The 25,956-nt window shown below is 38.1% G+C and carries 27 protein-coding genes; all 27 read left to right on the forward strand.

The window, feature by feature from the left end:
• Positions 1 to 42: 42 nt before the first annotated feature.
• The 27 genes from rpsP to fliJ all read left to right on the forward strand — a co-directional run bounded on the left by rpsP (position 43) and on the right by fliJ (position 25,952).
• Entirely contained in the window at positions 43 to 315 is a 273-nt protein-coding gene (gene rpsP, locus MHB65_RS05165; protein ID WP_004269411.1) for a 30S ribosomal protein S16, read from the forward strand.
• A gap of 15 nt (positions 316 to 330) precedes the next feature.
• A complete protein-coding gene (locus MHB65_RS05170) occupies positions 331 to 564 on the forward strand; it encodes a KH domain-containing protein (RefSeq protein WP_004269410.1) in 234 nt (77 codons plus the stop codon).
• Between the two features lie 373 nt (positions 565 to 937).
• A complete protein-coding gene (gene rimM, locus MHB65_RS05175) occupies positions 938 to 1,453 on the forward strand; it encodes a ribosome maturation factor RimM (protein ID WP_342442686.1) in 516 nt (171 codons plus the stop codon).
• Positions 1,453 to 2,190, forward strand: coding sequence for a tRNA (guanosine(37)-N1)-methyltransferase TrmD (gene trmD, locus MHB65_RS05180; RefSeq protein WP_342443697.1), 738 nt, complete (start codon positions 1,453 to 1,455; stop codon positions 2,188 to 2,190). Before rimM ends, trmD begins: the two co-directional genes overlap by 1 nt.
• Before the next feature lie 116 nt (positions 2,191 to 2,306).
• Positions 2,307 to 2,651, forward strand: coding sequence for a 50S ribosomal protein L19 (rplS, locus tag MHB65_RS05185; protein WP_205441927.1), 345 nt, complete (start codon positions 2,307 to 2,309; stop codon positions 2,649 to 2,651).
• 105 nt (positions 2,652 to 2,756) lie between these two features.
• On the forward strand, positions 2,757 to 3,326 hold the full coding sequence (gene lepB / locus MHB65_RS05190) for a signal peptidase I (protein WP_342442687.1): 570 nt from the start codon (positions 2,757 to 2,759) through the stop codon (positions 3,324 to 3,326).
• 57 nt (positions 3,327 to 3,383) lie between these two features.
• Complete coding sequence (gene ylqF, locus MHB65_RS05195) at positions 3,384 to 4,259, forward strand: ribosome biogenesis GTPase YlqF (protein WP_205441928.1); 876 nt, start codon at positions 3,384 to 3,386, stop codon at positions 4,257 to 4,259.
• Positions 4,260 to 4,423: 164 nt separating this feature from the next.
• Positions 4,424 to 5,185, forward strand: coding sequence for a ribonuclease HII (locus MHB65_RS05200; protein ID WP_342442688.1), 762 nt, complete (start codon positions 4,424 to 4,426; stop codon positions 5,183 to 5,185).
• Between the two features lie 56 nt (positions 5,186 to 5,241).
• Positions 5,242 to 7,131: a hypothetical protein gene (locus tag MHB65_RS05205; RefSeq protein WP_342442689.1), complete on the forward strand. Its 1,890-nt coding sequence runs from the start codon at positions 5,242 to 5,244 to the stop codon at positions 7,129 to 7,131.
• Complete coding sequence (locus MHB65_RS05210; protein ID WP_048391628.1) at positions 7,128 to 7,430, forward strand: EscU/YscU/HrcU family type III secretion system export apparatus switch protein; 303 nt, start codon at positions 7,128 to 7,130, stop codon at positions 7,428 to 7,430. Before MHB65_RS05205 ends, MHB65_RS05210 begins: the two co-directional genes overlap by 4 nt.
• 162 nt (positions 7,431 to 7,592) lie before the next feature.
• Positions 7,593 to 8,753 (forward strand): ADP-forming succinate--CoA ligase subunit beta, encoded by a 1,161-nt coding sequence (gene sucC / locus MHB65_RS05215; RefSeq protein ID WP_205441933.1) that lies wholly within the window; start codon positions 7,593 to 7,595, stop codon positions 8,751 to 8,753.
• Between the two features lie 17 nt (positions 8,754 to 8,770).
• Positions 8,771 to 9,673: a succinate--CoA ligase subunit alpha gene (sucD, locus tag MHB65_RS05220; protein WP_004229280.1), complete on the forward strand. Its 903-nt coding sequence runs from the start codon at positions 8,771 to 8,773 to the stop codon at positions 9,671 to 9,673.
• 197 nt (positions 9,674 to 9,870) lie between these two features.
• Positions 9,871 to 10,767 (forward strand): DNA-processing protein DprA, encoded by an 897-nt coding sequence (gene dprA, locus MHB65_RS05225; RefSeq protein ID WP_205441934.1) that lies wholly within the window; start codon positions 9,871 to 9,873, stop codon positions 10,765 to 10,767.
• Positions 10,768 to 10,860: 93 nt separating this feature from the next.
• Positions 10,861 to 12,939 carry a type I DNA topoisomerase gene (gene topA, locus MHB65_RS05230; RefSeq protein ID WP_342442690.1) on the forward strand — a complete coding sequence of 693 codons (2,079 nt, stop codon included), beginning with the start codon at positions 10,861 to 10,863 and terminating at the stop codon, positions 12,937 to 12,939.
• Positions 12,940 to 12,958: 19 nt separating this feature from the next.
• The gene (gene trmFO / locus MHB65_RS05235; RefSeq protein ID WP_016994086.1) at positions 12,959 to 14,272 is read left to right on the forward strand and encodes an FADH(2)-oxidizing methylenetetrahydrofolate--tRNA-(uracil(54)-C(5))-methyltransferase TrmFO; all 1,314 of its coding nucleotides are present in this window, start codon (positions 12,959 to 12,961) and stop codon (positions 14,270 to 14,272) included.
• 287 nt (positions 14,273 to 14,559) lie between these two features.
• Positions 14,560 to 15,459: a tyrosine recombinase XerC gene (xerC, locus tag MHB65_RS05240; RefSeq protein ID WP_205441936.1), complete on the forward strand. Its 900-nt coding sequence runs from the start codon at positions 14,560 to 14,562 to the stop codon at positions 15,457 to 15,459.
• A gap of 21 nt (positions 15,460 to 15,480) precedes the next feature.
• Positions 15,481 to 16,026 (forward strand): ATP-dependent protease subunit HslV, encoded by a 546-nt coding sequence (gene hslV, locus MHB65_RS05245; protein WP_004229270.1) that lies wholly within the window; start codon positions 15,481 to 15,483, stop codon positions 16,024 to 16,026.
• On the forward strand, positions 16,026 to 17,426 hold the full coding sequence (gene hslU, locus MHB65_RS05250) for an ATP-dependent protease ATPase subunit HslU (RefSeq protein WP_205441937.1): 1,401 nt from the start codon (positions 16,026 to 16,028) through the stop codon (positions 17,424 to 17,426). The genes hslV and hslU overlap by 1 nt, the downstream gene beginning before the upstream one ends.
• 87 nt (positions 17,427 to 17,513) lie before the next feature.
• Positions 17,514 to 18,293, forward strand: coding sequence for a GTP-sensing pleiotropic transcriptional regulator CodY (codY, locus tag MHB65_RS05255; protein ID WP_205441938.1), 780 nt, complete (start codon positions 17,514 to 17,516; stop codon positions 18,291 to 18,293).
• A 1,161-nt stretch (positions 18,294 to 19,454) separates the two neighbouring features.
• Positions 19,455 to 19,847 carry a flagellar basal body rod protein FlgB gene (gene flgB / locus MHB65_RS05260; protein WP_004269305.1) on the forward strand — a complete coding sequence of 131 codons (393 nt, stop codon included), beginning with the start codon at positions 19,455 to 19,457 and terminating at the stop codon, positions 19,845 to 19,847.
• 3 nt (positions 19,848 to 19,850) lie between these two features.
• Positions 19,851 to 20,312, forward strand: a complete 462-nt coding sequence (gene flgC, locus MHB65_RS05265; RefSeq protein WP_205441941.1) for a flagellar basal body rod protein FlgC — start codon at positions 19,851 to 19,853, stop codon at positions 20,310 to 20,312.
• A gap of 26 nt (positions 20,313 to 20,338) precedes the next feature.
• Positions 20,339 to 20,644: a flagellar hook-basal body complex protein FliE gene (fliE, locus tag MHB65_RS05270; RefSeq protein WP_205441942.1), complete on the forward strand. Its 306-nt coding sequence runs from the start codon at positions 20,339 to 20,341 to the stop codon at positions 20,642 to 20,644.
• Positions 20,645 to 20,765: 121 nt separating this feature from the next.
• The gene (gene fliF, locus MHB65_RS05275; protein ID WP_205441943.1) at positions 20,766 to 22,361 is read left to right on the forward strand and encodes a flagellar basal-body MS-ring/collar protein FliF; all 1,596 of its coding nucleotides are present in this window, start codon (positions 20,766 to 20,768) and stop codon (positions 22,359 to 22,361) included.
• 15 nt (positions 22,362 to 22,376) lie between these two features.
• Positions 22,377 to 23,390 (forward strand): flagellar motor switch protein FliG, encoded by a 1,014-nt coding sequence (gene fliG / locus MHB65_RS05280; protein WP_008180783.1) that lies wholly within the window; start codon positions 22,377 to 22,379, stop codon positions 23,388 to 23,390.
• Complete coding sequence (fliH, locus tag MHB65_RS05285; protein WP_205441944.1) at positions 23,383 to 24,171, forward strand: flagellar assembly protein FliH; 789 nt, start codon at positions 23,383 to 23,385, stop codon at positions 24,169 to 24,171. Before fliG ends, fliH begins: the two co-directional genes overlap by 8 nt.
• A gap of 5 nt (positions 24,172 to 24,176) precedes the next feature.
• Positions 24,177 to 25,502 (forward strand): flagellar protein export ATPase FliI, encoded by a 1,326-nt coding sequence (gene fliI, locus MHB65_RS05290; protein ID WP_205441945.1) that lies wholly within the window; start codon positions 24,177 to 24,179, stop codon positions 25,500 to 25,502.
• Entirely contained in the window at positions 25,503 to 25,952 is a 450-nt protein-coding gene (fliJ, locus tag MHB65_RS05295; RefSeq protein WP_205441946.1) for a flagellar export protein FliJ, read from the forward strand.
• The last annotated feature ends 4 nt before the right edge of the window (positions 25,953 to 25,956 follow it).

Below are 25,956 nucleotides of genomic sequence, written 5' to 3' on the forward strand. Positions count from 1 at the left end.
ATATACTATCTTGTGTGAAACTTATTCGGAGGTGCTATTAAAATGGCAGTTAAAATTCGCTTAAAACGTATGGGAGCTAAAAAATCTCCTTTCTATCGTATCGTAGTTGCAGACGCTCGTTCACCACGTGACGGTCGTCAAATCGAAACAGTTGGTACTTACAACCCACTAACTCAACCAGCTACTGTAAACATTGATGAAGAGAAAGCTCTTAAATGGTTAGCTGACGGTGCAAAACCATCAGATACAGTACGTAACCTGTTCTCAGAACAAGGTATCATGGAAAAATTCCATAACCAAAAATTCAGTAAATAATCGGGGGCGACGTCTTTGAAGCAGCTGATTGAAGCAATCGTTTTACCGTTAGTCGATTATCCAGAAGAAGTTCGTATTGAGACGGATGAAAATGCAAATCGAATTGTTTATAAACTTTTTGTTCATCCAGAGGATAGAGGGAAAGTCATAGGCAAGCAAGGGCGAGTAGCAAAAGCGATTCGTACAATTGTTTATTCAGCGGCAGGTAGTCACCATCAAAAGAAGACCTACGTCGATATATTGGATTAATAGAAAAGATTTTCACGCTCTTGCAACAAGTACTAGTGAGTCCTGATAGGTGTGTTTACATGTCGCTTAGGAGTTCGAAGTGGGCTTTTAGCATGAAGTGTAAAATCTGGACGAAGAAGGAGGGAGCTTGTAGGTTCCTTCCTTTTTTTATCTTTTTTTAACATCAGCATATCGCTATGATTTCTGTTGAAGTGGAAAATAAACCTTTAATAAGGAGTATAGCTAAAGGATATCGCTTATATTATTATTGACAAGACAATTGAGTCTTAACTAAAACTACATTCTTCCAAAGCACATCTGCAAGAACGGGACCTTTGTTAGATGAGCAAGGTGCATTGTGGAGATAAGCATGTTTTTACGAGGTGAAAGTAAAATGGAATGGTTTAATGTAGGTCGAATTGTCAATACGCACGGTATCCGTGGTGAGGTACGTGTATTATCGACAACAGACTTTGAAGAAGAGCGTTTTGCAGTAGGAAATAAGCTTGCTGCCTTTAAAAAAGACGATAAGAAACCAACATGGGTAACGATTGACTCTGTGCGTCGTCATAAAAACTTTATTTTATTAACTTTTGAAGGCATGAACAATATCAACCTAGTTGAGCCGTTTAAAGAAGGCATGCTGAAAGTGACAAAAGATCAAATGACTGATGATCTACTTGAAGAAAATGAGTTCTTTTTCCATGAAATAATCGGCTGCACAGTTATTTCTGAAGAGGGCGAAACAATCGGTGTTGTAGCAGATATCCTGCAAACAGGGGCAAACGATGTATGGGTAGTGAAAGGCTCGAAGAAAGAACACTATATCCCTTATATAGAAGATATCGTGAAAGATATTGATGTTATGGATAAAAAAATTGTCATTCATGTTATGGAAGGCTTATTATGATGAATATTCATGTATTAAGCCTGTTTCCTGATATGTTTTCAGGCGTTTTCGGTGCATCTATTTTAAAGAAAGCACAAGAAAAGGGTGCTGTAAATTTAGAGGTAACGGATATTCGTACATTTTCAGGGAACAAGCATAATCAAGTTGACGACTATCCATATGGTGGTGGTGCAGGTATGGTATTAAAGCCTGAACCGATGTTTAGTGCGGTAGAGGCCATCACTGCAGGCAAACAGCCACGGATCATATTAATGTGTCCTCAAGGGGAACGCTTTACCCAAAAAAAAGCAGAAGAGCTAGCCCGGGAAACAGAGTTAGTGTTCTTATGTGGTCATTATGAAGGCTATGATGAGCGTATACGTCAGCACCTTGTAACAGATGAAATTTCCATTGGCGATTTCGTGTTAACAGGTGGGGAATTAGGCGCTATGACTGTTATTGATAGTGTAGTTAGATTGTTACCTGGTGTCTTAGGGCAAGAGGATTCGCATATACAGGATTCTTTTTCAACGGGTCTACTGGAGCATCCACATTATACACGACCTGCGGAGTTCCGTGGCATGAAGGTACCTGATGTTTTATTATCGGGGAATCATGCTAAAATCGACCAGTGGAGAGAGGAACAATCGCTGAAAAGAACTTTTGAGCGCCGTCCTGACTTATTGGAGCAATATCCATTAACAGACAAGCAAAAATTGTATGTAGAAAAACTAAAAAACAATCATCTAGATGCTTGATTGCCGACTCTATTTATGATAACATCTAATCTGTACTTCTATGTGAAGTACTGAATTACGGTGTTCCGCTGTGGCATAGATTGCGTGCAAGAGCATCTGTCTAAGGAGAGAAAACAATGTCAAACATTATTACAGAAATTACAAAATCTCAGCTTCGCTCTGATCTACCAACTTTCCGTCCAGGTGATACTGTTAAGGTACACGTGAAAGTAGTAGAGGGTACTCGTGAACGTATCCAACTTTTCGAAGGTGTAGTAATTAAACGTCGTGGTGGCGGAATTAGCGAAACTTTCACAGTTCGTAAAATTTCTTACGGTGTAGGTGTTGAGCGTACATTCCCTGTACACACACCAAAAATCGCTAACTTAGAAGTTGTACGTCGTGGTAAAGTACGTCGTGCTAAACTTTACTACCTACGTAACCTACGTGGTAAAGCTGCTCGTATTAAAGAAATTCGATAATTATGACTTAAAAGTGAGGGGCTTGTGTTCAAGCCTCTTTTCTTTTTGCTTGTCATCTTTATTCACTATCATCTAAAATGGTGTTAGACAAGGGGGCAATTCTCAATGGAAAAACAAGTGAAAGAAAAAAATGAATTATGGGAATGGACAAAAGCACTATTAATTGCATTTGCGATTGCTGCAGTTATTCGATATTTTTTATTTACACCCATTGCAGTTGATGGAGAGTCCATGATGCCAACCCTTGAAGATGGCGACCGAATGATTGTGAATAAAATTGGTTATAAAATAGGTGAACCAAAACGTTTTGACATCGTTGTATTCCATGCACCTGAACAAAAAAATTACATAAAGCGTGTAATTGGCTTGCCAGGAGATACATTGGAGTATAAGGATGATCAATTGTATATAAATGGAGAGCCAATTGATGAACCCTATTTAGATGCCTATAAAGCGCAAATTACTGAGGGGACCTTAACAGAAGATTTCACCTTAAGTGACATCGATGTTTCCTTGGATAGCAATACCATTCCTGAGGGATATATCTTTGTTATGGGGGATAATCGTCGATATAGTAAAGACAGTCGACATATTGGCCTTGTTGACCAAAAAGAAATTATTGGTAACACCAGTCTGATTTTCTGGCCATTTAGTGACATAAAAATTGTAAAGTAATGCATGAAAGGGAGAGCATAATCACTCCCTTTTTCTTTTAGTTTAGGAGGTATAGCTGTGACGATACAATGGTTTCCCGGGCATATGGCTAAAGCCCGACGTGAAGTAACTGAAAAATTAAAGCTTGTTGACATTATATTTGAATTAATAGATGCACGTTTACCGCTATCCTCACGTAATCCGATGATCGACGAAGTCATTAACCAAAAGCCTCGTCTTTTGATTTTAAATAAAGCGGATATGGCAGATGAGCAAGAAACACGGAAATGGGTAGAGTATTTTGCAAAGCGTGGTCATAAAGCAGTAGCCATTAACTCACTTGAGGGCAAGGGCTTACAGCAAGTAACAAAAGCGGCGCAAGAAATTTTAAAAGAAAAATTTGATCGCATGAAAGCAAGAGGAATGAAACCTAGAGCTATTCGTGCCATGATTGTGGGAATTCCAAACGTAGGGAAATCCACATTGATTAATCGATTAGCGAAAAAAAATATCGCTAAAACGGGGAATACCCCAGGTGTGACAAAAGCACAGCAATGGATCAAAGTTGGTAAAGAGCTTGAACTATTGGATACACCCGGTATTTTATGGCCAAAGTTTGAGGATCAAGAAGTAGGCTTTAAATTAGCTTTAACTGGTGCTATTAAGGACACGATTACAAATATGGAAGACCTAGCTGTCTATGGCTTACGCTTCTTATCTGTTCATTACCCAAAGCGAATGGAGGAGCGTTATGGTTTGGAATTTATCCACGAGGAGCTAGTGGACACTTTTGACCATATAGGCAAGCTGCGCCGTGTATTCGGTCCGGGTGGAGAGATTGATTATGATCAAGTAGCTCAACTAATTGTTCGAGATATCCGCGGATTACAATTAGGTAAACTAACCTTTGATTTTGTGGATGAGCAATTAGAAAAAGAAACTGAACAAGTATAAGTATTTGAAACTGTCACACGTTCTTTTGTGACAGTTTTTCTTTTAGGAATGCATTTTTTTACCGATAATGACTATAGAGAGGAAATAGTTTTCTAGTTAAAGAGACTACATAAAGAACTGAACATGATATAGTTTGAATGAATAGAAGTAAGAAGGAGTACACAATGAAAACCATTAAGGAAATTACAACTGCATTGAAAGATGCCGAGGAATGGCAAGATTGGATGAAAGACATTGCAGCGGATGAAAGAGCTGGCGTACAAAAGGCATGGCTTACTTGGCAAAAGAGACAAGATAAAAAACATCAATTACTGCAAGAGCATCAAAAAAAAGTCGCATTTGATTTAAGCTATGGGGGAACAGATGCATTTATTGCAGGTGTAGATGAAGCAGGAAGGGGACCACTAGCGGGACCAGTCGTGACGGCAGCTGTAATTTTACCGACAAATTGTGAGGCACTTGTTGGTTTGAATGACTCAAAGCAATTATCGAAGGATAAACGAAACGGTTTTGCCACATTAATTAAAGAGCATGCCATAAGCTATTTCATTCATTTTCAGCCTGCCCAGCAAATTGATGAACTGAATATATATGAGGCAACGAAACAATCTATGAAAGCAAGTGTGGAATCATTAGCGACGAAGCCTGATGTTGTTTTAGTGGATGCCATGACATTACCTATTTCGATCCCTCAGGATTCCATTATAAAAGGGGACGCCAAGAGCCTAGCGATAGCAGCTGCATCCATTTTAGCTAAAACGGCACGGGATGAGTATATGGAGCAATTAGATGAAGAATTTCCGATGTATGGCTTTAGGCAACATGCGGGGTATGGGACAAAGCAACATTTAAAAGCGTTAGAAGAATTTGGACCGTCTATTCACCATCGTAAATCGTTTGAACCAATAAAATCTATGTTTCAATAAAGCTAAAAAACGGTAGACAATTACACGTAGGAGTAATTGATGAAAGGAGTATGTAGATGACAGCCACATCATTTAATCCGATTCAACTGCAACAAAATGCAATCACTACGACAAATCAACCACTTGCTTTAAAACAAGGACAAGTATTTCACGGAACAATTAAGCAATTATATCCAGATCAAATGGCAGAAATACAAGTAGGTAATCAAAAATTTATAGCTAAACTCGAAGTGCCGTTAAAAGCTGGAGATGCCCATTTCTTTCAGGTAACAGGAACAAATCCACAAACGGAATTGAAAATAGTGACTGGACCGATGGCGCAGGCAGCTACCCCAAGTCAGCAAATTAATCAGTTATTAGAATCCATGAATTTGCCTAAATCAGCAGAAATGCAGCAATTATTAGGACATTTTATGAAAGCACAGTTACCTATTTCAAAAGACCAAATGCTACAAGCTGAAATGTGGTTAAAGGCATTACCAGAAGGTATATCAAAAATGGATGCTCTACAAACTATACAAAAAATGATCGAGCTTAAAATGCCTATGACAAACGATGTGTTTCAAGCATTGATTAGTGGTCAAAAGACTTCTGGTATGACCGCTATCATGGACAACTTTGCCCAGCTTTTAGCAAAGGATACAACCCTATCTGAGTCATTTAGGCAAAATTTAATGCAACAAGTACAAGCGATTGCCAAGCCCTTTGAAGTAGAAACAGGTAGTGCCGTGCTTGCTAGGGTTCTACAAAGTTTAACGAATAGTGCTGCGACAACGAGCGAAAAAATGCAAGCTTTATCGATTCTAAAAGAGTCGGGGATCCTTCCCCAGCAGGCCACATTGCAAAACTGGTCAAATATGAATGAAGCTAAAGCCTTTCAACCAATGCAGCAAGCTGGTCAAGTTATTCAAACTATACTTGCTACAAAGCCTGAAGATGCTAGGCAACTGGTGGAACAGCTTAAATCATGGACAAACAGTCAAAATTTATTAACCAATGAGCAAAAACAGCAAATCAATCAGCTGGTGGATCGTTTTAATCAGTTACCAGTAACGAAACAAACGCTAGAGGTTTTTGCTAAACAAATGCAGGATCAGTTATTAAAAGCATTTGCCCAAAATACAACTGATCGTTTATTTACACAGGATGCCCATGCACTTTCGGTGAAAGATCATTTGTTATCCCTATTTAGGCAAGAGGCAAATTCTCCTTCACAGAATGAAGCGCTCATGCGCAATCTTGTAAAAAATAGTATTGATTCTTCGCAGCCATTTATACAGCAAGTTGTGACACAAGCAGATGCACTAGTGCAAAATTCAATGGATAGTAAAGCGATGGAACATGCTCTTAAAACGGTGTTGAAAAATTTAGGAATTAGCTATGAGGCAACATTGGGAAACAAATCGGCTGATTTACACATGATTGCACATCAGCTAAAGCCACAGCTCCATACATTATTGCAGGAAACTAATACAACCCCTCAAATGAAGGAAGCGGCAGAGATGCTCATGACACGTATGAATGGTATGCAGCTATCTTCAGGAGAAAATGGCCATCAACATCAGCTTATCATGCAAGTCCCACTTGAATTTTTTGGCAAGAAAATGGATGCAACATTACAGTGGAATGGACGCATGAAAGATAATGGCAAAATTGATGCCAACTATGCACGCGTATTATTTTATTTACAGATGGCATCCATGCAAGAAACAGTGATTGATATGCAGGTTCAAAATAGAGTCGTTACAGTAACGGTCTTTAATGAAAATTCGGAAATTCAATTACTTGCCGAGCCGTTAAAGGTTGCCTTGAAAGCTGGGTTGGCAGAAAAAAATTATCAACTATCAGGAGTGTTTATTAAACAATTTGACAAAGGGCAAACGGAAAAAGTAAGTCCTGTAGTAGAACAGCGAGAGGAGCAGAGTGGGGTGGATATCCGCGTATGAGCGAAGAAAAACTTACCCGGAAAGAGGCAATTGCACTTACGTATAAGCTTGGTCAATTTGATAGTCCCACTGTTGTAGCAAAGGGAAAAGGGAAGATTGCAGAAAATATTTTAGCTCGCGCAAATGAGCATAATGTGCCGATTTATGAGGATCCTAACCTTGTGCAGTTGCTTGGTCAATTAGATTTAAATGAGTCTATTCCTGAAGAATTATATCAGGCAGTAGCAGAAGTTTTTGCATTTATTTATCGTTTGGATCAGCAACATGCGCAAAAATATAGAAAAAATGAATTATTCTGATTATTTTTACAAGCTGTTTTAGTACACAAAATAGAAAAAAGCGTCATAATAAGAGAGAAAATTCGAACTAAAGACAAAGTGTAGACTTTATCAGAATCTTTCGTTAGAATAGTCTATGTTAGTAAAACAATTCTATGCAAATGTTTGATGGGAGGATGTATTATGAATATCCATGAATATCAAGGGAAAGAGATTCTGAGAAAATATGGTGTTGCTGTACCAAACGGAAAAGTTGCTTTTTCCCCTGATGAAGCAGTAAAAGTAGCGAAGGAACTTGGCTCAAACGTAACAGTAGTCAAGGCGCAAATTCATGCAGGTGGACGCGGTAAAGCAGGCGGTGTAAAAATCGCTAAAAACCTTGACGAGGTGCGCACATACGCAAAAGAGTTATTAGGAAAAATTTTAGTGACTCATCAAACAGGTCCAGAAGGAAAAGAAGTAAAACGTTTGTATATTGAAGAGGGTTCTGATATCCAAAAAGAATACTACTTAAGTCTAGTATTAGACCGTGCCACATCTCGTGTTACAGTGATGGGATCTGAAGAAGGCGGTATGGATATTGAAGAAGTAGCGGAAACAAATCCGGAAAAAATCTTCAAAGAAGTAGTAGATCCTGTAGTTGGATTAACAAGCTTCCAAGCACGTCGTATGGCGTTTAATATGAATATTCCAGCAAACCTTGTAGGGAAAGCTGTTAAATTAATGTTAGGCTTATATCAAGCATTTATCGACAAAGATGCATCAATCGTAGAAATTAATCCACTTGTTGTAACTGGACAAGGTGATGTAGTGGCACTAGATGCTAAATTCAATTTTGATGCCAATGCATTATATCGACATAAGGATATTGTCGAATTACGCGATTTTGACGAGGAAGATGCAAAAGAAATCGAAGCATCAAAATATGACTTAAGCTATATTTCATTAGATGGAAACATTGGCTGTATGGTTAATGGTGCTGGTCTTGCTATGGCAACAATGGATACAATTAGTTATTATGGCGGAAGCCCTGCTAACTTCCTAGATGTAGGGGGCGGTGCAACAGCTGAAAAAGTAACAGAGGCTTTCAAAATTATCCTTTCTGATTCAAACGTAAAAGGCATTTTCGTAAACATCTTTGGTGGAATTATGAAGTGTAACATTATCGCTGAAGGTGTTGTAACGGCTGCTAAAGAAATTGGTTTAGCTGTGCCATTAGTTGTACGTTTAGAAGGTACAAATGTAGAACTTGGAAAAGAAATTTTAAATGCATCTGGTTTAAACATCGTTGCAGCGGATTCAATGGCTGACGGTGCACAAAAAATTGTGGGACTAGTAGGCTAAGGAAGGCAGGGAGAACAATGGCTGTATTTATTAACAAAGATACGAAGGTAATTGTACAAGGGATTACGGGCGAAACAGCTCTTTTCCATACGAAGCAAATGCTTGAGTATGGTACTAAAATCGTAGCAGGTGTAACACCAGGTAAAGGTGGACTTGAAATCGAGGGAGTTCCTGTTTTCAATACAGTAGCAGAAGCTGTAGCTGCAACAGGTGCTACAACTTCAGTTATCTATGTACCTGCACCATTTGCGGCAGATGCAATTTTAGAAGCTGTTGATGCTGAATTAGAATTAACAATCTGTATCACAGAGCATATTCCTGTCCTTGATATGGTTAAGGTTAAACGTTATATGGAAGGTAAAAACACTCGCCTAGTAGGTCCAAACTGTCCAGGTGTTATTACAGCTGATGAATGTAAAATTGGTATCATGCCTGGTTATATTCATACAAAAGGCCATGTAGGAGTTGTTTCTCGTTCTGGTACATTAACATATGAAGCAGTACATCAATTAACACAAGCTGGAATTGGTCAAACAACTGCAGTAGGTATTGGTGGAGACCCTGTCAACGGTACAAACTTCATTGATGTGCTTGAAGCCTTTAATAATGATCCAGAAACTTACGCAGTCGTTATGATTGGTGAAATCGGTGGTACAGCTGAGGAAGAAGCAGCTGCATGGATTAAAGCAAATATGACAAAACCTGTTGTAGGCTTTATTGGTGGACAAACTGCACCTCCAGGAAAACGTATGGGTCACGCTGGTGCTATCATTTCTGGTGGTAAAGGAACAGCAGCGGAGAAAATTAAAGCAATGAACGAAGCTGGTATCGAAGTTGCAGAAACACCTTCTGTAATTGGTGAAACATTGATTAAAGTAATTAAAGAAAAAGGGCTATACGAAAAGTGTAAAACCCATTAAAATGGAAGATGTAGCCATTGCGGCTACATCTTTTTCATTATTTATACACTGTTTATCATACTTCATTCAATAATTACCTACTTACTTCTGAAGAAATCAACAATTTTGTGGCAGATGTTATAAATAATAATGAAATGTTGTGTTGAAAATTATCATGCGGTCATTTAATTTCTTCTATTATAAAGGAGGTTTATTGAATGATCCTAGCAGTAGATACGCAGAGATTACTAGCCTTACATTATGTATACCCATTACCACTTCAGAAACTTCAGCAATTGTTGTCCCCGGTGAATATTTTTAGCTCTTTTGAAGACATTCATTATGACGAAATCGCAAAAGTTTTACAAATATCGGCACATAAAGCATGTCAACTTTCTCAGCGTTTTCGACAAATTATGACAACACCACTTGAAGAGGCCTATGCACGGGCTAATATTTTCCCCATCCCGTTTTATCATCCCTATTTCCCGGCGCAATTATTTGAAATATCAAGTCCACCTACTGTATTGTATGTGAAAGGTCAATATTCCCTGCTAACAAACAAAAAACAGATAGCTATTATAGGCTCTAGGAAGGCGACAGCGTATTCAAAAAGAGCGATAGACGTAATTGTCCCGCCTCTTGTTCAACGTGATTATACGGTTGTTAGTGGGCTTGCAAGAGGTGCAGATACAATGGCACATAGGGCGACAATCGATATGGGTGGTCATACAATTGCTGTGCTTGGACATGGGTTTAATTATCTCTATCCAGCAGAAAACCGCGTTCTTGCTAAACAAATGGCAGAGCACCAGTTATTAGTGACAGAATATCCCCCTTATATGAAGCCTGAAAAATGGCATTTCCCAATGCGTAACCGAATCATTAGTGGATTATCTCGAGCTTTAGTTGTGACAGAAGCGGCATTAAAAAGTGGCACGCTCATTACAACAGAGCTTGCATTAGAGCAAGGAAAAGATGTATTTGTGGTGCCGGGACCTATTGATGCTACCCAATCTAAGGGGACAAATCAATTGCTTTTAGAAGGAGCAATTCCAATAGTGAATGGTCATCAAATCATTGAAACATTGGACCTCTTTTCTAACAAAAATTGAAAAAAAGTTGCATTATCTTAAAATCTGTTATACATTTTGCAACAGGTAACTTAAAAAAAATTAGTAATAGACCTCGCTAAGGGGGAGACATAGATGGCGGATTATTTAGTGATTGTAGAATCACCAGCAAAAGCAAAAACAATTGAACGGTATTTAGGAAAGAAATATAAAGTGAAAGCATCGGTTGGACACGTACGAGATCTTCCACGTAGTCAGATGGGTGTTAGCGCTGAAAATAACTTCGAGCCTAAATATATTACGATACGTGGTAAAGGACCTGTTTTACAGGAATTAAAATCTGCGGCTAAAAAAGTAAAGAAAGTTTATCTAGCAGCCGATCCAGACCGCGAGGGAGAAGCAATTGCTTGGCACCTTGCGACTGCATTAAATATTGATATTCACTCAGATTGCCGTGTTGTATTTAATGAAATTACTAAAGATGCAATTATAGAGTCCTTTAAAAATCCACGTCCAATTAACATGGATTTAGTAGATGCACAGCAAACAAGACGTATATTGGATCGACTTGTTGGCTATAACATTAGCCCGATTCTATGGAAAAAGGTGAAAAAAGGTTTATCAGCAGGTCGGGTACAATCTGTAGCGCTACGCATGATCATTGATCGTGAAAATGAAATTAAAAACTTCCAACCAGAAGAATACTGGACAATTGAAGGAACGTTTGAAAAAGGCAAAAAATCATTTGATGCCCTTTACTATGGAAATGGTAAAGAAAAAATAAAATTAACAAATGAAGCACAAGTAAAAGCAATCTTAAAAGATGTTAAAGGAACAAACTTTGATGTTGTTAATGTAACGAAAAAGGAACGTAAACGTAATGCAGCACCAGCCTTTACAACATCATCTTTACAGCAAGAAGCTGCACGAAAACTAAATTTCCGAGCTAAGAAAACCATGATGCTAGCTCAGCAATTATATGAAGGTATTGATATTGGAAAAAAAGAGGGAACAGTCGGGTTAATCACTTATATGCGTACCGATTCCACACGTATTTCTGATACGGCAAAAGCTGAAGCGGTGACGTACATTGAGGGGAAATATGGAAAAGAGTACATTGCAACAGAAATAAAACAAACAAAAAAGGCTTCAAATGCACAGGATGCTCATGAAGCGATTCGTCCAACTAGTACGATGCGGACACCCGAGGAATTAAAGGCGGTACTTAGTCGAGATCAGTTACGTTTATATCGCTTAATTTGGGAGCGCTTTATTGCGAGCCAAATGGCACCAGCAGTCCTTGATACAGTAGCTGTAGATCTTCAAAATGGTGATGTTTTATTCCGTGCGAATGGCTCACAAGTTAAATTTGCAGGCTTTATGAAATTATATATCGAGGGTACTGATGATCAAACGGAAGAGACGACAAAACTTTTACCTGAGATGGAAATTGGTGACCAAGTAAAATCGCTTGAAATTGAGCCTAAACAACATTTTACACAGCCACCACCACGCTATTCAGAGGCGCGACTTGTTAAAACAATGGAAGAACTAGGAATTGGGCGCCCGTCCACATATGCACCTACCCTCGATACAATTCAGCGCCGTGGCTATGTTGTATTAGATGCTAAACGCTTTATGCCAACAGAGCTAGGTGAAATCGTACACCAACTCGTACTAGAATTTTTCCCAGATATCATAAACATCGAATTCACAGCACAAATGGAACAAGATTTAGATGATATTGAAGAAGGTAGTCGTCAATGGAAAAGTATTGTAGAAGAGTTTTATACAGACTTTGAAGTTCATGTAAAACATGCGGATGAAGCTATGGAAAAGGTTCTCATTAAAGATGAGCCTGCAGGAGAAGACTGTGAACTTTGCGGATCTCCAATGGTCTTTAAGCTCGGACGATATGGCAAATTTATGGCTTGCTCTAATTTCCCAGATTGTAGAAATACAAAAGCAATTATGAAACCTATTGGTGTGAAATGTCCTTCTTGTGAAACGGGCGAAATTGTGGAGCGAAAAAGTAAAACAAAGCGTCTATTCTACGGTTGCAATCAGTATCCTGAATGTGAATTTGTATCATGGGACAAACCAATTAGTAGACCATGTCCAAAATGTAGTGCATTATTAGTAGAGAAAAAGATAAAAAAAGGTGTGCAAATTCAATGTACGAAGTGTGACTATGAAGAAGCACCAACTCAATGATAGGAAGATGGTAAGAAACATGACTGAACAAGTAGTAAATGTAATAGGAGCAGGACTAGCAGGTAGTGAAGCAGCTTGGCAAATTGCAAAGCGTGGTATAAAAGTTAAACTTTATGAAATGCGTCCAGTAAAGCAGACTCCAGCGCATCATACTGATAAATTTGCGGAACTTGTTTGTTCTAACTCATTGCGTGCAAATGGGTTAACGAATGCTGTAGGCGTTATTAAAGAAGAAATGCGTATGTTAGATTCTGTTATATTAAAGGCAGCAGACCAATGTTCAGTACCTGCTGGAGGTGCATTAGCAGTAGACCGTCATGAATTCGCAGGGTATGTAACGGAGACTGTGAAAAACCATCCACTTGTGGAGGTTATTCATGAGGAAGTCACAGAAATTCCAGAGGGTATTACAGTTATTGCAACAGGACCATTAACTTCGAAAGCTTTAGCTGAAAAAATTCAAGGTTTAACGGGTTTAGATTATTTATACTTTTACGATGCAGCAGCACCTATTATCGAAAAAGATAGTATAGATATGAATAAAGTTTATTTAAAATCTCGTTATGATAAAGGGGAAGCGGCTTATTTAAACTGTCCTATGACAAAAGAAGAATTCGATCGTTTCCGCCAAGCATTAATCGAAGCTGAAGTTGTACCATTGAAAGAATTTGAAAAAGAAATTTATTTTGAGGGTTGTATGCCAATTGAAGTCATGGCAGCTCGTGGAGAGAAAACCATGTTATTTGGTCCGATGAAGCCAGTTGGTCTTGAAGATCCAAAAACAGGAAAACGTCCATATGCAGTTGTTCAACTTCGTCAAGACGATGCAGCTGGTACCCTTTACAACATTGTAGGTTTCCAAACCCATTTAAAATGGGGGCCACAAAAGGAAGTGCTACAGCTAATTCCAGGGTTAGAGAATGTAGAAATTGTACGCTATGGCGTAATGCACAGAAACACCTTCATTAATTCACCGAAAGTTTTAGAAAAAACATATCAACTTCGTGAGCAAAAGAATATTTTCTTTGCAGGTCAGATGACTGGAGTAGAAGGCTATGTTGAATCAGCAGGCAGTGGATTAATTGCAGGAATTAATGCAGCTCGTTTAGCATTAGGACAAGAGCCAATTATTTTCCCATTCGAAACGGCATTAGGAAGCATGGCGCGTTATATAACAGAAGCACAGTCGAAAAACTTCCAGCCAATGAATGTAAATTTTGGTATTTTCCCAGACTTACCACCTGGTCGTCGTTCCAAACCAGAACGTGCGGAAATGCATGCAACACGCGCAATAAGCACAATTCGAAATTTTGTGAATTCACAAACAATTTAATTGCCAAAAGCCTCTAAAAGTTGATATACTCTTAGAGGCTTTTTCTTTTTGTAGACAAAATGCTTAATTAGACGTATTTTATTATTTTGTATGGACATTTTCTCAAAATATAACTATTTACACTTGCTATATTATGAAGATAGGTTTAGTGTCAATATGTATGTTTATTAATGATGAGAAAAACGATACAAACTTGTAAGAGATGACAAAGAAATGTATATCCGTTATATTACAAGTGACAGTCATTTGAGAAAATTATTAATAAATTATTGGTGGTGAATCTTTCCATGTTAGTTTCGTCCCAAGATGCACTCGAACAGTTCATGCTTTACATCCAAGTTGAAAAGAACTTCTCTGTTCATACAGTGCGAGAATATGAATCAGACCTGCTAGATTTTTTAACCTTTTTACAAACGGAGGGAATCCATGATTTAGCAAGTGTTGAATATATACATGCACGTCTTTATGTAACAAAGTTGTACGAAGAAAAAAGGGCAAGGGCCTCTATTTCTAGGAAAATTTCCTCAATCCGCTCCTTTTTTCGCTTTCTAAATAGACAGTACGGATTAGATGACGGAGCGTTTCGTTCGCTTTATCATCCGAAAAAAGAATCACGTTTACCCAGTTTTTTCTACGAAGAAGAATTGAAACAGTTATTTGATGCGAATACTGGTGATGATTTGAAATCATTGAGAAATATAGCTATATTAGAGCTGTTATATGCAACAGGTATTCGTGTGAGTGAACTGACTTCAATTCAAGTAGAGGATGTGGATTTTCATTATTCGATCATACGAGTAATGGGCAAAGGTCGAAAAGAACGAATCATTCCATTTGGTCAATTTGCGAGTTTAGCAATGCAGGACTACATAGAGCAAGCTCGTCCACGATTGATGAAAAAAACGAATCATCAGCAGTTGTTTGTCAATATGCGTGGTGGGGAACTTACTCCTAGAGGGGTACGTCATATTTTAAACGAAATGATTGACAAGGCCTCACTCCATACGAAAATTTACCCACACATGCTTCGCCATACTTTTGCCACTCATTTGTTGAATAATGGCGCAGATTTGCGGACGGTGCAGGAGTTATTAGGTCACTCACATTTATCTTCTACACAAGTTTACACACATGTAACAAAAGAGCATCTTCGTCAAACATATATGAATGCTCATCCAAGGGCATAATAGAGCTAAGGAGGAAGGCAGATGGGACAAATTCATGCAACAACGATATTTGCGGTTCATCATAACGGAGGCTGTGCCATGGCTGGTGATGGTCAAGTAACATTGGGAAATGCAGTTGTGATGAAGGGTACAGCAAGGAAGGTCAGACGTCTGTTTAATGGGCAGGTCCTTGCTGGTTTTGCAGGTTCAGTTGCTGATGCCTTTACACTTTTTGAGATGTTTGAAGGCAAATTAAATGAGTATAACGGTAATTTACAGCGTGCAGCCGTTGAGGTAGCAAAGCAATGGCGTGGTGATAAAATGCTTCGCCAGCTAGAAGCGATGCTATTAGTAATGGATAAAACGACCTTACTACTCGTTTCGGGTACAGGAGAAGTGATTGAACCCGATGACGGCATTTTGGCTATTGGCTCTGGTGGAAATTATGCATTATCCGCAGGTAGAGCATTAAAAAAATATGCAGGTGAAACGATGACTGCTCGTGAAATTGCTGAAGCGGCATTAGAAACAGCTGCTGAAATTTGTGTATTTACGAATCATAATATTATCGTGGAGGCGCTGAACTAATGACGCAAAAAAATTTAACGCCAAGACAAATTACTGAGCATTTAGATCGTAACATTGTTGGGCAGAATGAAGCTAAGCGAGCAGTAGCTATTGCGTTACGAAACCGCTATCGTCGTTCATTGTTAAACGAAGATATGAAGGCTGAAGTTATTCCGAAAAATATTTTGATGATTGGGCCAACTGGTGTCGGTAAAACAGAAATAGCGAGAAGGATTGCAAAGCTTACAAATGCTCCTTTTGTAAAAGTTGAAGCAACAAAGTTTACTGAGGTAGGTTATGTCGGTAGAGATGTTGAATCAATGGTACGTGACTTGGTAGAAGCTTCACACCGTCTAGTTAAAGAAGAAATGATGGAGTCTGTCAAGGAACAAGCAGAAGAATTAGCAAATGAAGCAATCGTGAAACTTTTGGTGCCTTCTTTACGTAAAAAACAGGCGATGCAAAATCCGTTTGAAATGCTATTCGGTGGGAAAGAGCAACCAACAAATGACGATTCATCAGCAGATGATGGGGAAGTTCGCTCAAAGCGTGCACAAATTGCGATTGATTTACGCAATGGGAAGTTAGAAAATGAGTGGGTTACTGTAGAGGTAACAGAACAAAATCCATCCATTTTTGATGCGTTACAAGGAACTGGGATGGATATGTCTGCGAATAGCGGTATGCAGGATATGCTATCTAGTTTAATGCCTAAAAAACAGAAAAAACGCCGTGTGCAAGTAAAAGACGCACGTCGTATTTTAACAATAGAAGAAGCAAATAAGCTGATAGATGCAGATGAAGTAGCACAGGAAGCCATTAATAGGGCTGAGCAATCGGGTATCATTTTTATTGACGAAATCGATAAAATTGCTAGTAAAGAAGGAAATACTTCGGCGAATGTTTCCCGTGAAGGAGTTCAACGTGACATTTTACCAATTGTAGAAGGCTCTACTGTCACTACGAAGTATGGTGCAGTAAAAACGGATTATATGTTGTTTGTTGCTGCTGGTGCATTTCATATGTCGAAACCATCGGATCTAATTCCTGAATTACAAGGCCGTTTCCCAATTCGTGTAGAGCTAGAAAAATTAACAAAGCAGGATTTTGTACGTATTTTACAAGAACCAGATCAATCACTAATTTTGCAATATAAAGCACTATTAGAGACAGAAGGTGTAGAAGTTCATTTCACGACAGATGCAATTGAACGAATTGCTGAAATTGCAACCGAAGTGAATCAGGAAACAGACAATATCGGAGCCCGTCGTTTACACACGATATTAGAGCGTTTACTGGAAGAACTATCGTTTGAGGCATCTGAAATTGCACCAGCAAGTATCCCAATCAATGCTGCGTATGTTGATCAAAAACTTGCGGGTATAGTAAAAAACAAAGATTTGTCACAGTTTATACTGTAAGATAAAGCTGATTAGTATCATTCAATAGTAAAAACCTTTAGAATATTTAGTAAATACTCTTCGGATTATTTATAGGAGGAACATATAATGAATTTATTAGGAAAAACACGTAAAATTAACTCGATGCTTCAAGCTTCTGCTGGTAAGCCGGTAAACTTTAAAGAAATGGCCGATACATTAGGCGATATCATTGATAGCAATGTCTATATTTTGAGTCGTAAAGGTAAATTATTAGGTATTTCAATTCACCAACAAATTGAAAATGAGCGTATGAAAAAAATGTTCGAAGAGAGACAGTTCCCAGAAGAATACACACATAGCTTATTTACGATCTCTGAAACTTCATCAAATTTAGATATTAATAATGAACATACTGCTTTCCCAGTTGAAAACAAAGATTTATTCCAAAACGCCTTAACAACAATTGTGCCAATCGTTGGTGGTGGTGAACGTTTAGGAACGTTAATCCTTGCTCGTTTATCTTCACAATTTGAAGATGATGATCTAATTTTAGCTGAGTATGGTGCAACAGTAGTTGGTATGGAAATTTTACGTGAAAAATCTGAAGAAATTGAAGAAGAAGCTCGTAGCAAGGCAGTCGTACAAATGGCTATTAATTCACTTTCATACAGTGAGCTAGAGGCAATTGAGCATATTTTCGAAGAACTTGATGGGAATGAAGGTTTATTAGTTGCTTCTAAGATTGCTGATCGTGTGGGTATTACACGTTCAGTAATCGTAAACGCATTACGTAAGCTTGAATCAGCAGGTGTCATTGAATCTCGCTCTTTAGGTATGAAAGGTACTTATATTAAAGTACTAAACGATAAATTCTTAAATGCTTTAGCAGAAATTAAAATGAAATAATTGCTTCTTTAAGAAGCTAACGAAAGCGTCTATGGAACATATAGACGCTTTTTTGTTGTTGATAAAAGATAATTTCACTAGTAGAAGGCAGGGTAAGGGGTTGATTTCCGTTCCGATCGCGTCTGATATGCCGCTTCACTCACTGCGTTCGCCCCAAGGTTTCATCTCCCCTAGGAGTGACGCGGACTCCACGCCAATCAACCATGCTGCAAAAGTGTCAGTTCATTATCTTTCACACTAGCCGTAGGGGAATTGCACCAATTATATCTGTTTTTAAAGAAAGAATAGGCTTTTATTTTAAATGTGGAGAGGTGACTAGTCATAACGATCATCCATAAAATGAGTAGTGAACACCTTATTTTATTTATGCAAAAAATCTTTTGTGGATTGGAGTGGAAAGCTACTTGATTTCTACGTGTAATAGCGAGATAGGAATGACCTTGCACAGAGAGGTAGCCATACTGGTTTTGCGACGAAAGCTTAGCCACACTAGCACAGGAAGGTTGGCTCTGGGCGACAGCAAAGCGGCAATGGAAGCAGGTAGATTGGAACGGAAAGCCTTTTTCACTTGTCATAAAAAAATTTTTATTGTTGTGTTTTTCAAAAAATATGAAAGTGTCTATGGTACATATAGACGTTTTTTTGTTTATTTTCGAATTTTTATGGCTCTTATTTTTTAGAGAATTAATACAAAAACAATGAAGTTTGATGGATTTCATTGCTTTTAGCCTAATAATGTTCGATAATTTGTCACTACAATTAGCATATAAAAATGCCTTTTATGTTACTTTGGAAGAATGGCCAATAAACGTATAGTAACTATTTTAAAAATACTCTAATATTGATTGAACTAGTAAAAAGGGACCTTTATTGATGAGGATTAAAAAAGGCGATAAACCTCATAAAAAGGCATATTTAACAATAAAATCGTAAACACTGTCGAAATGGTGTAAAATAACTAGATGTGTAATGACCTTTACTTGAACTTAGAGGCACAAGGGATAAGGAAGTTTTGTCATGGTTGAGGTTGAGAAAAAATAGGGCGTATAGACTATTAAAAAGTGACAAAAGACAATAGACACTAGGTATCATCTTAATTACAATTGTATTATTGGATAAATTAACAAGTACATAGATTGAAATAAAATGAGGTGAACAGTTTTGAATTTATTTGGAGGAACTATTAGTAGCCTGGAAAATGGACTTTCCTATGCCACTTTAAATCATAAAACGATCGCAAATAATATTGCGAATGTCGATACACCTAATTATAAGGCGAAAAATGTTAGTTTTAAGGATATGCTGGAAGAACAGAAGAGTATAGCCATTTCTGCATATCGTACTGATAATAGACATTATGATTTCACGTTTCGACAAGCTACACCTGGTGTCAATATCGTTGAGAACTTGCGATATAGAAACAATGGGAATGCTGTAGATATGGATGCTGAGCAAGCAAAATTAGCAGAGAATCAAATTTATTATAATGCTTTAATCGATCGTGTTAATGGGAAATTAAACACATTGAATACCGTTATTAAAGGAGGTAAGTAATAGATGTCTATATTTCATGGGATGAATACCACTGCCTCTGCTTTAACGGCGCAACGTTTACGCATGGATGTTATTTCTTCTAATATGGCTAACATGGATACAACTCGCGCTCGTCAAGTGAATGGGGAATGGGAACCATATCGACGCAAGTCTGTTACGCTGTCAGCACAAGAAGGACAATTTTCAAATTTTTTGAACATAGCACTAGGGAAAAATGCAAAAAGTGGTGTTGGTAATGGTGTAAAAGTTACTCGAATTTCAGAAGATCAAGAAACACCTTTCAAACTTGTTTATGACCCAACTCATCCAGATGCTAATGCAGATGGTTACGTAAATATGCCAAATGTTGATCCATTGAAAGAAATGGTAGATTTAATGTCGGCTACTCGTTCTTATGAGGCAAATATAACTGTTTTTAATGCGAATAAATCCATGCTTACAAAGGCTTTAGAGATTGGTAAATAAAATTAAGTAGAAAGGAAGATACATACATGGCCATTTCGTCCATTTCGCTAATGACACCTACTCAGGTTGTAAATAACCCAAACAAACTTAATGCAACACCTTATGAAGCACAACAAAGCTTCGCGAACTCTTTAAAAGAAGCAATAGCAAAAGTAAATGATCAACAAATAACTTCTGATAAGTATACTCAGAAGCTAATTAAAGGTGAAGATGTGGAGTTGCATGAAGTGATGATTGCTTCGCAAAAGGCGAGCATTACACTAAACGCAACAATTGAAGTTCGCAATAAGGTGATTGAAGCTTACCAAGAAATAATGCGAATGAGTGTTTAATTTATTGTCAAGATAAGGCAACCCCTTTTCAATATAGATTAATAACCACGATTTAGAGTGGGCTCATTATGTTCGCAAATTATTGATGGCTAGGTTATTCACTATAACCGGAGGATTCATAATGAATGAACGATTGACGAAAATAAAAAACGACACCAGTCAATTTTGGACAAGTCGAAGTAAAAAGCAAAAAATAGTTATGATTGGCTCCGTGGTAGTTGTAATCGCACTAGCAGCAATTGTGACATTTTTCGCTTCCAAAACTACATATGTTCCACTTTATAAAGATTTATCAACACGGGAAATTGGACAAGTAAAGGAAGCACTAGATTCCCAAGGTGTGACCTATCAAATTGCTCCAGGTGGAACATCTATTTTAGTGCCAGAAGAACAAGTTGACTCCTTGTTAGTGCAATTAGCTTCTGAGGGATATCCGCAAACAGGTTCAATCGATTACTCATTTGCGAATAGTTCAGGATTTGGTATGACTGATAATGAATTTAACCTATTAAAAAAAGCAGCTACTGAAACTGAAATTGCTAAACTTTTCAAAAATTTGGAAGGTGTAAAAGATGCAAAAGTAATGATTACTGTTCCTGAGGAAGGGGTATTCGTAACGGATGTTAAAGGAGAAGCAACGGCATCTATCGTTTTAAATACAGACCCTGGCTATAAATTTACAGAGCAGCAAATTACAACGATGTACAATTTGGTGTCAAAAAGTATTCCGAATTTAAAGACTGAAAATATTGTGATCTCTAATCAATTCTCAGAGTACTTTGATTTGAATGCTGCCACAGCTGATGGAACTTCCACAACGACAGCAGAAGGTCAATTACAAATGAAGAAATTAGTGGAACGAGATCTACAACGTCAAGTGCAAAATATGCTAGGAACGTTGATGGGACAAGATAAGGTAATGGTTTCTGTCACAACAGATATTGATTTCAAGAAAGAAAATCGTGAAGAAAATCTTGTGACACCTGTTGATGAAGAAAATATGGAAGGTATTGCCATTAGTGCGCAGCGAATTACAGAGCAATATTCTGGCACAGGAGCAGCAGCTGCTGCCGGAACACCTGAAGCTGAAACAACCACTGATAACTTCACAACTTATAATGAAGGTGCAGCAGGAAATGGAGATTATGAACGTACGGAAGAGACGATAAATAATGATGTGAACCGTATACGTAAGGATATCCAAGAAGCACCTTATAAAATTCAAGATATTGGGATTCAAGTAATTGTTGAACCACCGACAGCAACTGACGCAGCGTCATTACCAGACGGTGTTCGTGAAGATATTGAGAAAATTTTAAGTACAATTGTACGTACAACAATTTCCAAAGACGTGGCAGCAGAACTTACACAAGAGCAAATTGATGAAAAAGTGGCGGTATCTGTACAACCATTATACGGTAAGGTGACAGAGGTAGCTGATGAAAAACCAATTATTCCATGGTGGGTTTGGGTTATCGGCGGTATCTTGTTAGCTGTGATCGTATTGCTAGCATTCTTCATTATCCGTTCACGTAAGCGTGCGAAGGAAGAAGAAGAGCTAAGTATCCTAGAAGAACAAGAAGAATTAATGGTTGATGATATTAATGAAGAAATTGAAACGGAAGCTACAATGCGTCGTAAGCAGCTTGAAAAAATGGCCAAAGATAAGCCAGACGATTTTGCAAAGTTACTGCGCAGTTGGATTGCTGAAGACTAACTAGGAGGTTCGGCTGTGTCCAAGAAAGATAAGGAATTAACCGGAAAACAAAAGGCCGCTCTCTTGTTAATTTCATTAGGGCCTGAGGTTTCAGCTTCTGTCTATAAGCATTTAACAGAGGAAGAAATTGAACGTTTAACATTAGAAATTTCAAGTGTTAAAAAAGTGGAATCAAATGTAAAAGAAGAGATTATTGAAGAATTCCACAATATTGCACTAGCGCAGGACTATATCACACAAGGTGGTATTGGCTATGCAAAAACAGTATTAGAAAAAGCACTTGGTGTAGAACAAGCACAAACGATTATTAATCGATTAACATCTTCTTTACAAGTACGTCCGTTTGATTTTGCACGCAGAGCTGATCCAGCGCAAATTTTCAACTTTATCCAAAATGAGCATCCTCAAACAATTGCCCTGATACTCTCTTATTTAGAGGCAGGGCAAGCGGGTGTTATTTTATCTTCTTTACCACAGGAAGTACAAGCTGACATTGCTAAACGTATAGCGGTCATGGAATCAACTTCACCAGAAGTGATAAGCGAAATTGAATCTGTGTTAGAGCGTAAATTATCGTCAACTGTTACGCAGGATTATACAGAAACGGGTGGTATCGACGCAGTCGTTGAAGTTTTAAATGGAGTAGATCGCCAAACAGAAAAAACAATTCTCGATGCACTCGAAATCCAAGATCCAGAACTTGCAGAGGAAATCAAAAAACGTATGTTTGTGTTCGAAGATATTGTTACACTCGACAATCGTTCCATTCAGCGTGTTATTCGTGATTGTGAAAACGAAGACTTACTGCTTTCAATGAAGGTATCAAGTGAAGAGGTAAAAGATATTATATTCCGCAATATGTCACAACGTATGGCTGAAACATTTAAAGAAGAAATGGAAATTATGGGACCTGTACGATTACGTGACGTAGAGGAGGCACAATCTCGAATTGTTGCCGTTATTCGTCGTCTAGAGGATGCTGGCGAGATTATTATAGCTCGCGGTGGAGGAGATGACGTCATTGTCTAGAATCATCCGTTCTATTTATACACAGTCCGATAGCGATAATGTCAAGGAAATACAGATCCGTGATATGTTTGAACCGATGGAGGAATACCAGGAAGAAATCCCACCTCAACATCAATTAACGATGGATGAAGTAATGGCAGAGCGAGATCGTTTACTTGCTGAAGCGAGAGCTGCTTTGCAGGCAGAACGAGAGATGTTTGAACAGGAAAAGCATTTGCACTTTCAAGAGATTGAACATTTAAAGCTAAGCTGGGAGGAAGAGAGACCCAATCGTGTTCAAGAAGCTTATGATGAGGGATTTGGGCAAGGCTATGAAGACGGCGTGAATAAGGCCACTGAAGCAATGGCTCAGTCACTTCAAACTGCGAATGAAATCATGATGTTAGCGAAAGAAAATGCTCAAAAATACATTGATGATCAAGAAGCGGTGATTTTAGAGTTAGGCTTAACTGCTGCAGAACGAATTATTGGTACCTCATTAGAACAGGATAACGAACTATTTGTATCAATCGTACGCAGAGGGCTGAAAGAAGCGAGAGAAATGAAAGAAATTAAAATTTATGTCTCTCCAGCTTATTATGCTTTAATTACGGCCAATCGAGATGAATTAGCAGAAATGTTCCCAATAGACGTACCATTTATGATTTTTGTTAATGAGGATTTGGATAATGAAACAGATTGCTATATTGAAACAAATCATGGTCGAATTATGGTTAGTATCGATGAGCAATTAAATGCACTCAGATTAAAGTTACATGAAATATTAGAGAGTAAGGAATGATCTTGATGAAAGTGGCTCAATTAATTGAACATATTCCTCATATACCTACTTTTAAAAAGTTTGGTAGAGTTACTAGAGTTGTTGGCTTGATGATTGAGTCGCAAGGTCCAGATAGTTCCATAGGTGATGTCTGTAAAATTCATGTGGAAACTGTAAATAATGGTCATCAGATTATTTTAGCAGAGGTTGTTGGTTTTAAAGATGAAATAGTCGTCTTAATGCCTTTTACCTCCTTACGCGAAATATCGATCGGCTGCCTTGTCGAAGGGACGGGTGCTCCATTGGAAGTAAAAGTGGGCCCTGAGTTAATTGGTAAAGTATTGGATTCTATGGGGAATCCAATTGATGGTACTTTATTGCCTAAGGGACTAATGACAGTTCCCACTGAACAAGATCCACCAAACCCACTGACTCGTCCACCGATTAATGAAAGGCTTGAAGTGGGAGTGAAGGCTATTGACGGCATGCTAACAGTTGGTAATGGACAACGTGTTGGTATTTTCGCTGGTTCTGGGGTAGGTAAAAGTACATTACTTGGTATGATCGCAAGAAATACTCAAGCAGATTTGAATGTCATTGCGTTAATAGGGGAGCGTGGTCGTGAGGTTCGAGAATTCATCGAACGTGATTTAGGCGCTGAAGGTCTAAGTCGATCCATTGTTGTTGCAGCTACTTCAGATCAACCTGCATTAATGCGGATTAAAGGGGCATTTACAGCTACAGCAATCGCCGAATATTTTAGAAATCGAGGCTTAAATGTCATGCTAATGATGGATTCCGTTACACGTGTGGCGATGGCACAACGTGAAATTGGACTTGCCACGGGTGAACCACCTGCACAAAAAGGATATACGCCTTCTGTTTTTGCGATATTACCTAAATTACTAGAACGAACAGGCACCAATGAAAAGGGGTCTATAACAGCATTTTATACCGTTTTAGTAGATGGGGACGATATGAATGAGCCCATTGCGGATACTGTGCGAGGGATATTAGATGGTCATATTGTATTGGATCGAAATCTTGCCAACAAAGGGCAATATCCAGCCATCAATGTCTTGAAAAGTGTGAGTCGCTTGATGAACCATGTTGCAGAGCCAACTCATAAAAAAGCTGCTGAACGATTAAGAGAACTCTATTATACATATGACAAATCTGAGGATTTGATCAATATTGGGGCTTATAAAAGAGGGACTTCTAAAGAAATTGATGAAGCAATTTATTATGAACCGCTTATTACTGCTTATCTTAAACAGGGTTACTTAGATAAAGTGACATTAGAAGAAAGTGTCAATGAGTTAATAACATTATCGAACGGTGGTGCGAAATAGATGGTCAGTTATGTGTATCGTTTTGAAAAAGTGTTAACTATTCGCGAACAGGAAAAAAACGAAACCGAAATGGCTTATAAAGAATCTGTCCGTTCTTTTGAAGAAATAGCAACGAAATTATATGAATTGCTAAAAAAGAAAGAAGATTTAATTGGGTTTCAACAGGAGCGTTTAATGATCGGCTCATCGATAGATGAAATCCATCATTATAGTCGTTTTATTGACAGTCTCGAAAAAACAATTGCAGATGTGCAACAGAAAGTGATTCAAGCTCGTGCAAAGATGAATTGGCACGAAGAAAAACTATTAGAAAAAAACTTGGAAGTACGTAAATTTGAAAAAATGAGAGAAAAGGATTTTAAACATTTCCAACAAGAGCAAGATCGTATAGAAAGCCTTTTTTTAGATGAGATTTCATTACAAACGTATAACAAGAAAGAAATCAGGTGATTTC

It is taken from the genome of Lysinibacillus sp. FSL K6-0075 (assembly GCF_038592945.1).
Classification (GTDB): Bacteria; Bacillota; Bacilli; order Bacillales_A; family Planococcaceae; genus Lysinibacillus; species Lysinibacillus fusiformis_F.

Bases quoted from the DNA above. Each gene is read 5' to 3' on its own strand.
- rpsP (WP_004269411.1), top strand. From the start codon at position 43: ATGGCAGTTAAAATTCGCTTAAAACGTATGGGAGCTAAAAAATCTCCT.
- rimM (WP_342442686.1), top strand. From the start codon at position 938: ATGGAATGGTTTAATGTAGGTCGAATTGTCAATACGCACGGTATCCGT.
- trmD (WP_342443697.1), top strand. From the start codon at position 1,453: ATGAATATTCATGTATTAAGCCTGTTTCCTGATATGTTTTCAGGCGTT.
- rplS (WP_205441927.1), top strand. From the start codon at position 2,307: ATGTCAAACATTATTACAGAAATTACAAAATCTCAGCTTCGCTCTGAT.
- lepB (WP_342442687.1), top strand. From the start codon at position 2,757: ATGGAAAAACAAGTGAAAGAAAAAAATGAATTATGGGAATGGACAAAA.
- MHB65_RS05200 (WP_342442688.1), top strand. From the start codon at position 4,424: ATGAAAACCATTAAGGAAATTACAACTGCATTGAAAGATGCCGAGGAA.
- MHB65_RS05205 (WP_342442689.1), top strand. From the start codon at position 5,242: ATGACAGCCACATCATTTAATCCGATTCAACTGCAACAAAATGCAATC.
- MHB65_RS05210 (WP_048391628.1), top strand. From the start codon at position 7,128: ATGAGCGAAGAAAAACTTACCCGGAAAGAGGCAATTGCACTTACGTAT.
- sucC (WP_205441933.1), top strand. From the start codon at position 7,593: ATGAATATCCATGAATATCAAGGGAAAGAGATTCTGAGAAAATATGGT.
- sucD (WP_004229280.1), top strand. From the start codon at position 8,771: ATGGCTGTATTTATTAACAAAGATACGAAGGTAATTGTACAAGGGATT.
- dprA (WP_205441934.1), top strand. From the start codon at position 9,871: ATGATCCTAGCAGTAGATACGCAGAGATTACTAGCCTTACATTATGTA.
- topA (WP_342442690.1), top strand. From the start codon at position 10,861: ATGGCGGATTATTTAGTGATTGTAGAATCACCAGCAAAAGCAAAAACA.
- trmFO (WP_016994086.1), top strand. From the start codon at position 12,959: ATGACTGAACAAGTAGTAAATGTAATAGGAGCAGGACTAGCAGGTAGT.
- xerC (WP_205441936.1), top strand. From the start codon at position 14,560: ATGTTAGTTTCGTCCCAAGATGCACTCGAACAGTTCATGCTTTACATC.
- hslV (WP_004229270.1), top strand. From the start codon at position 15,481: ATGGGACAAATTCATGCAACAACGATATTTGCGGTTCATCATAACGGA.
- hslU (WP_205441937.1), top strand. From the start codon at position 16,026: ATGACGCAAAAAAATTTAACGCCAAGACAAATTACTGAGCATTTAGAT.
- codY (WP_205441938.1), top strand. From the start codon at position 17,514: ATGAATTTATTAGGAAAAACACGTAAAATTAACTCGATGCTTCAAGCT.
- flgC (WP_205441941.1), top strand. From the start codon at position 19,851: ATGTCTATATTTCATGGGATGAATACCACTGCCTCTGCTTTAACGGCG.
- fliE (WP_205441942.1), top strand. From the start codon at position 20,339: ATGGCCATTTCGTCCATTTCGCTAATGACACCTACTCAGGTTGTAAAT.
- fliF (WP_205441943.1), top strand. From the start codon at position 20,766: ATGAATGAACGATTGACGAAAATAAAAAACGACACCAGTCAATTTTGG.
- fliI (WP_205441945.1), top strand. From the start codon at position 24,177: ATGAAAGTGGCTCAATTAATTGAACATATTCCTCATATACCTACTTTT.
- fliJ (WP_205441946.1), top strand. From the start codon at position 25,503: ATGGTCAGTTATGTGTATCGTTTTGAAAAAGTGTTAACTATTCGCGAA.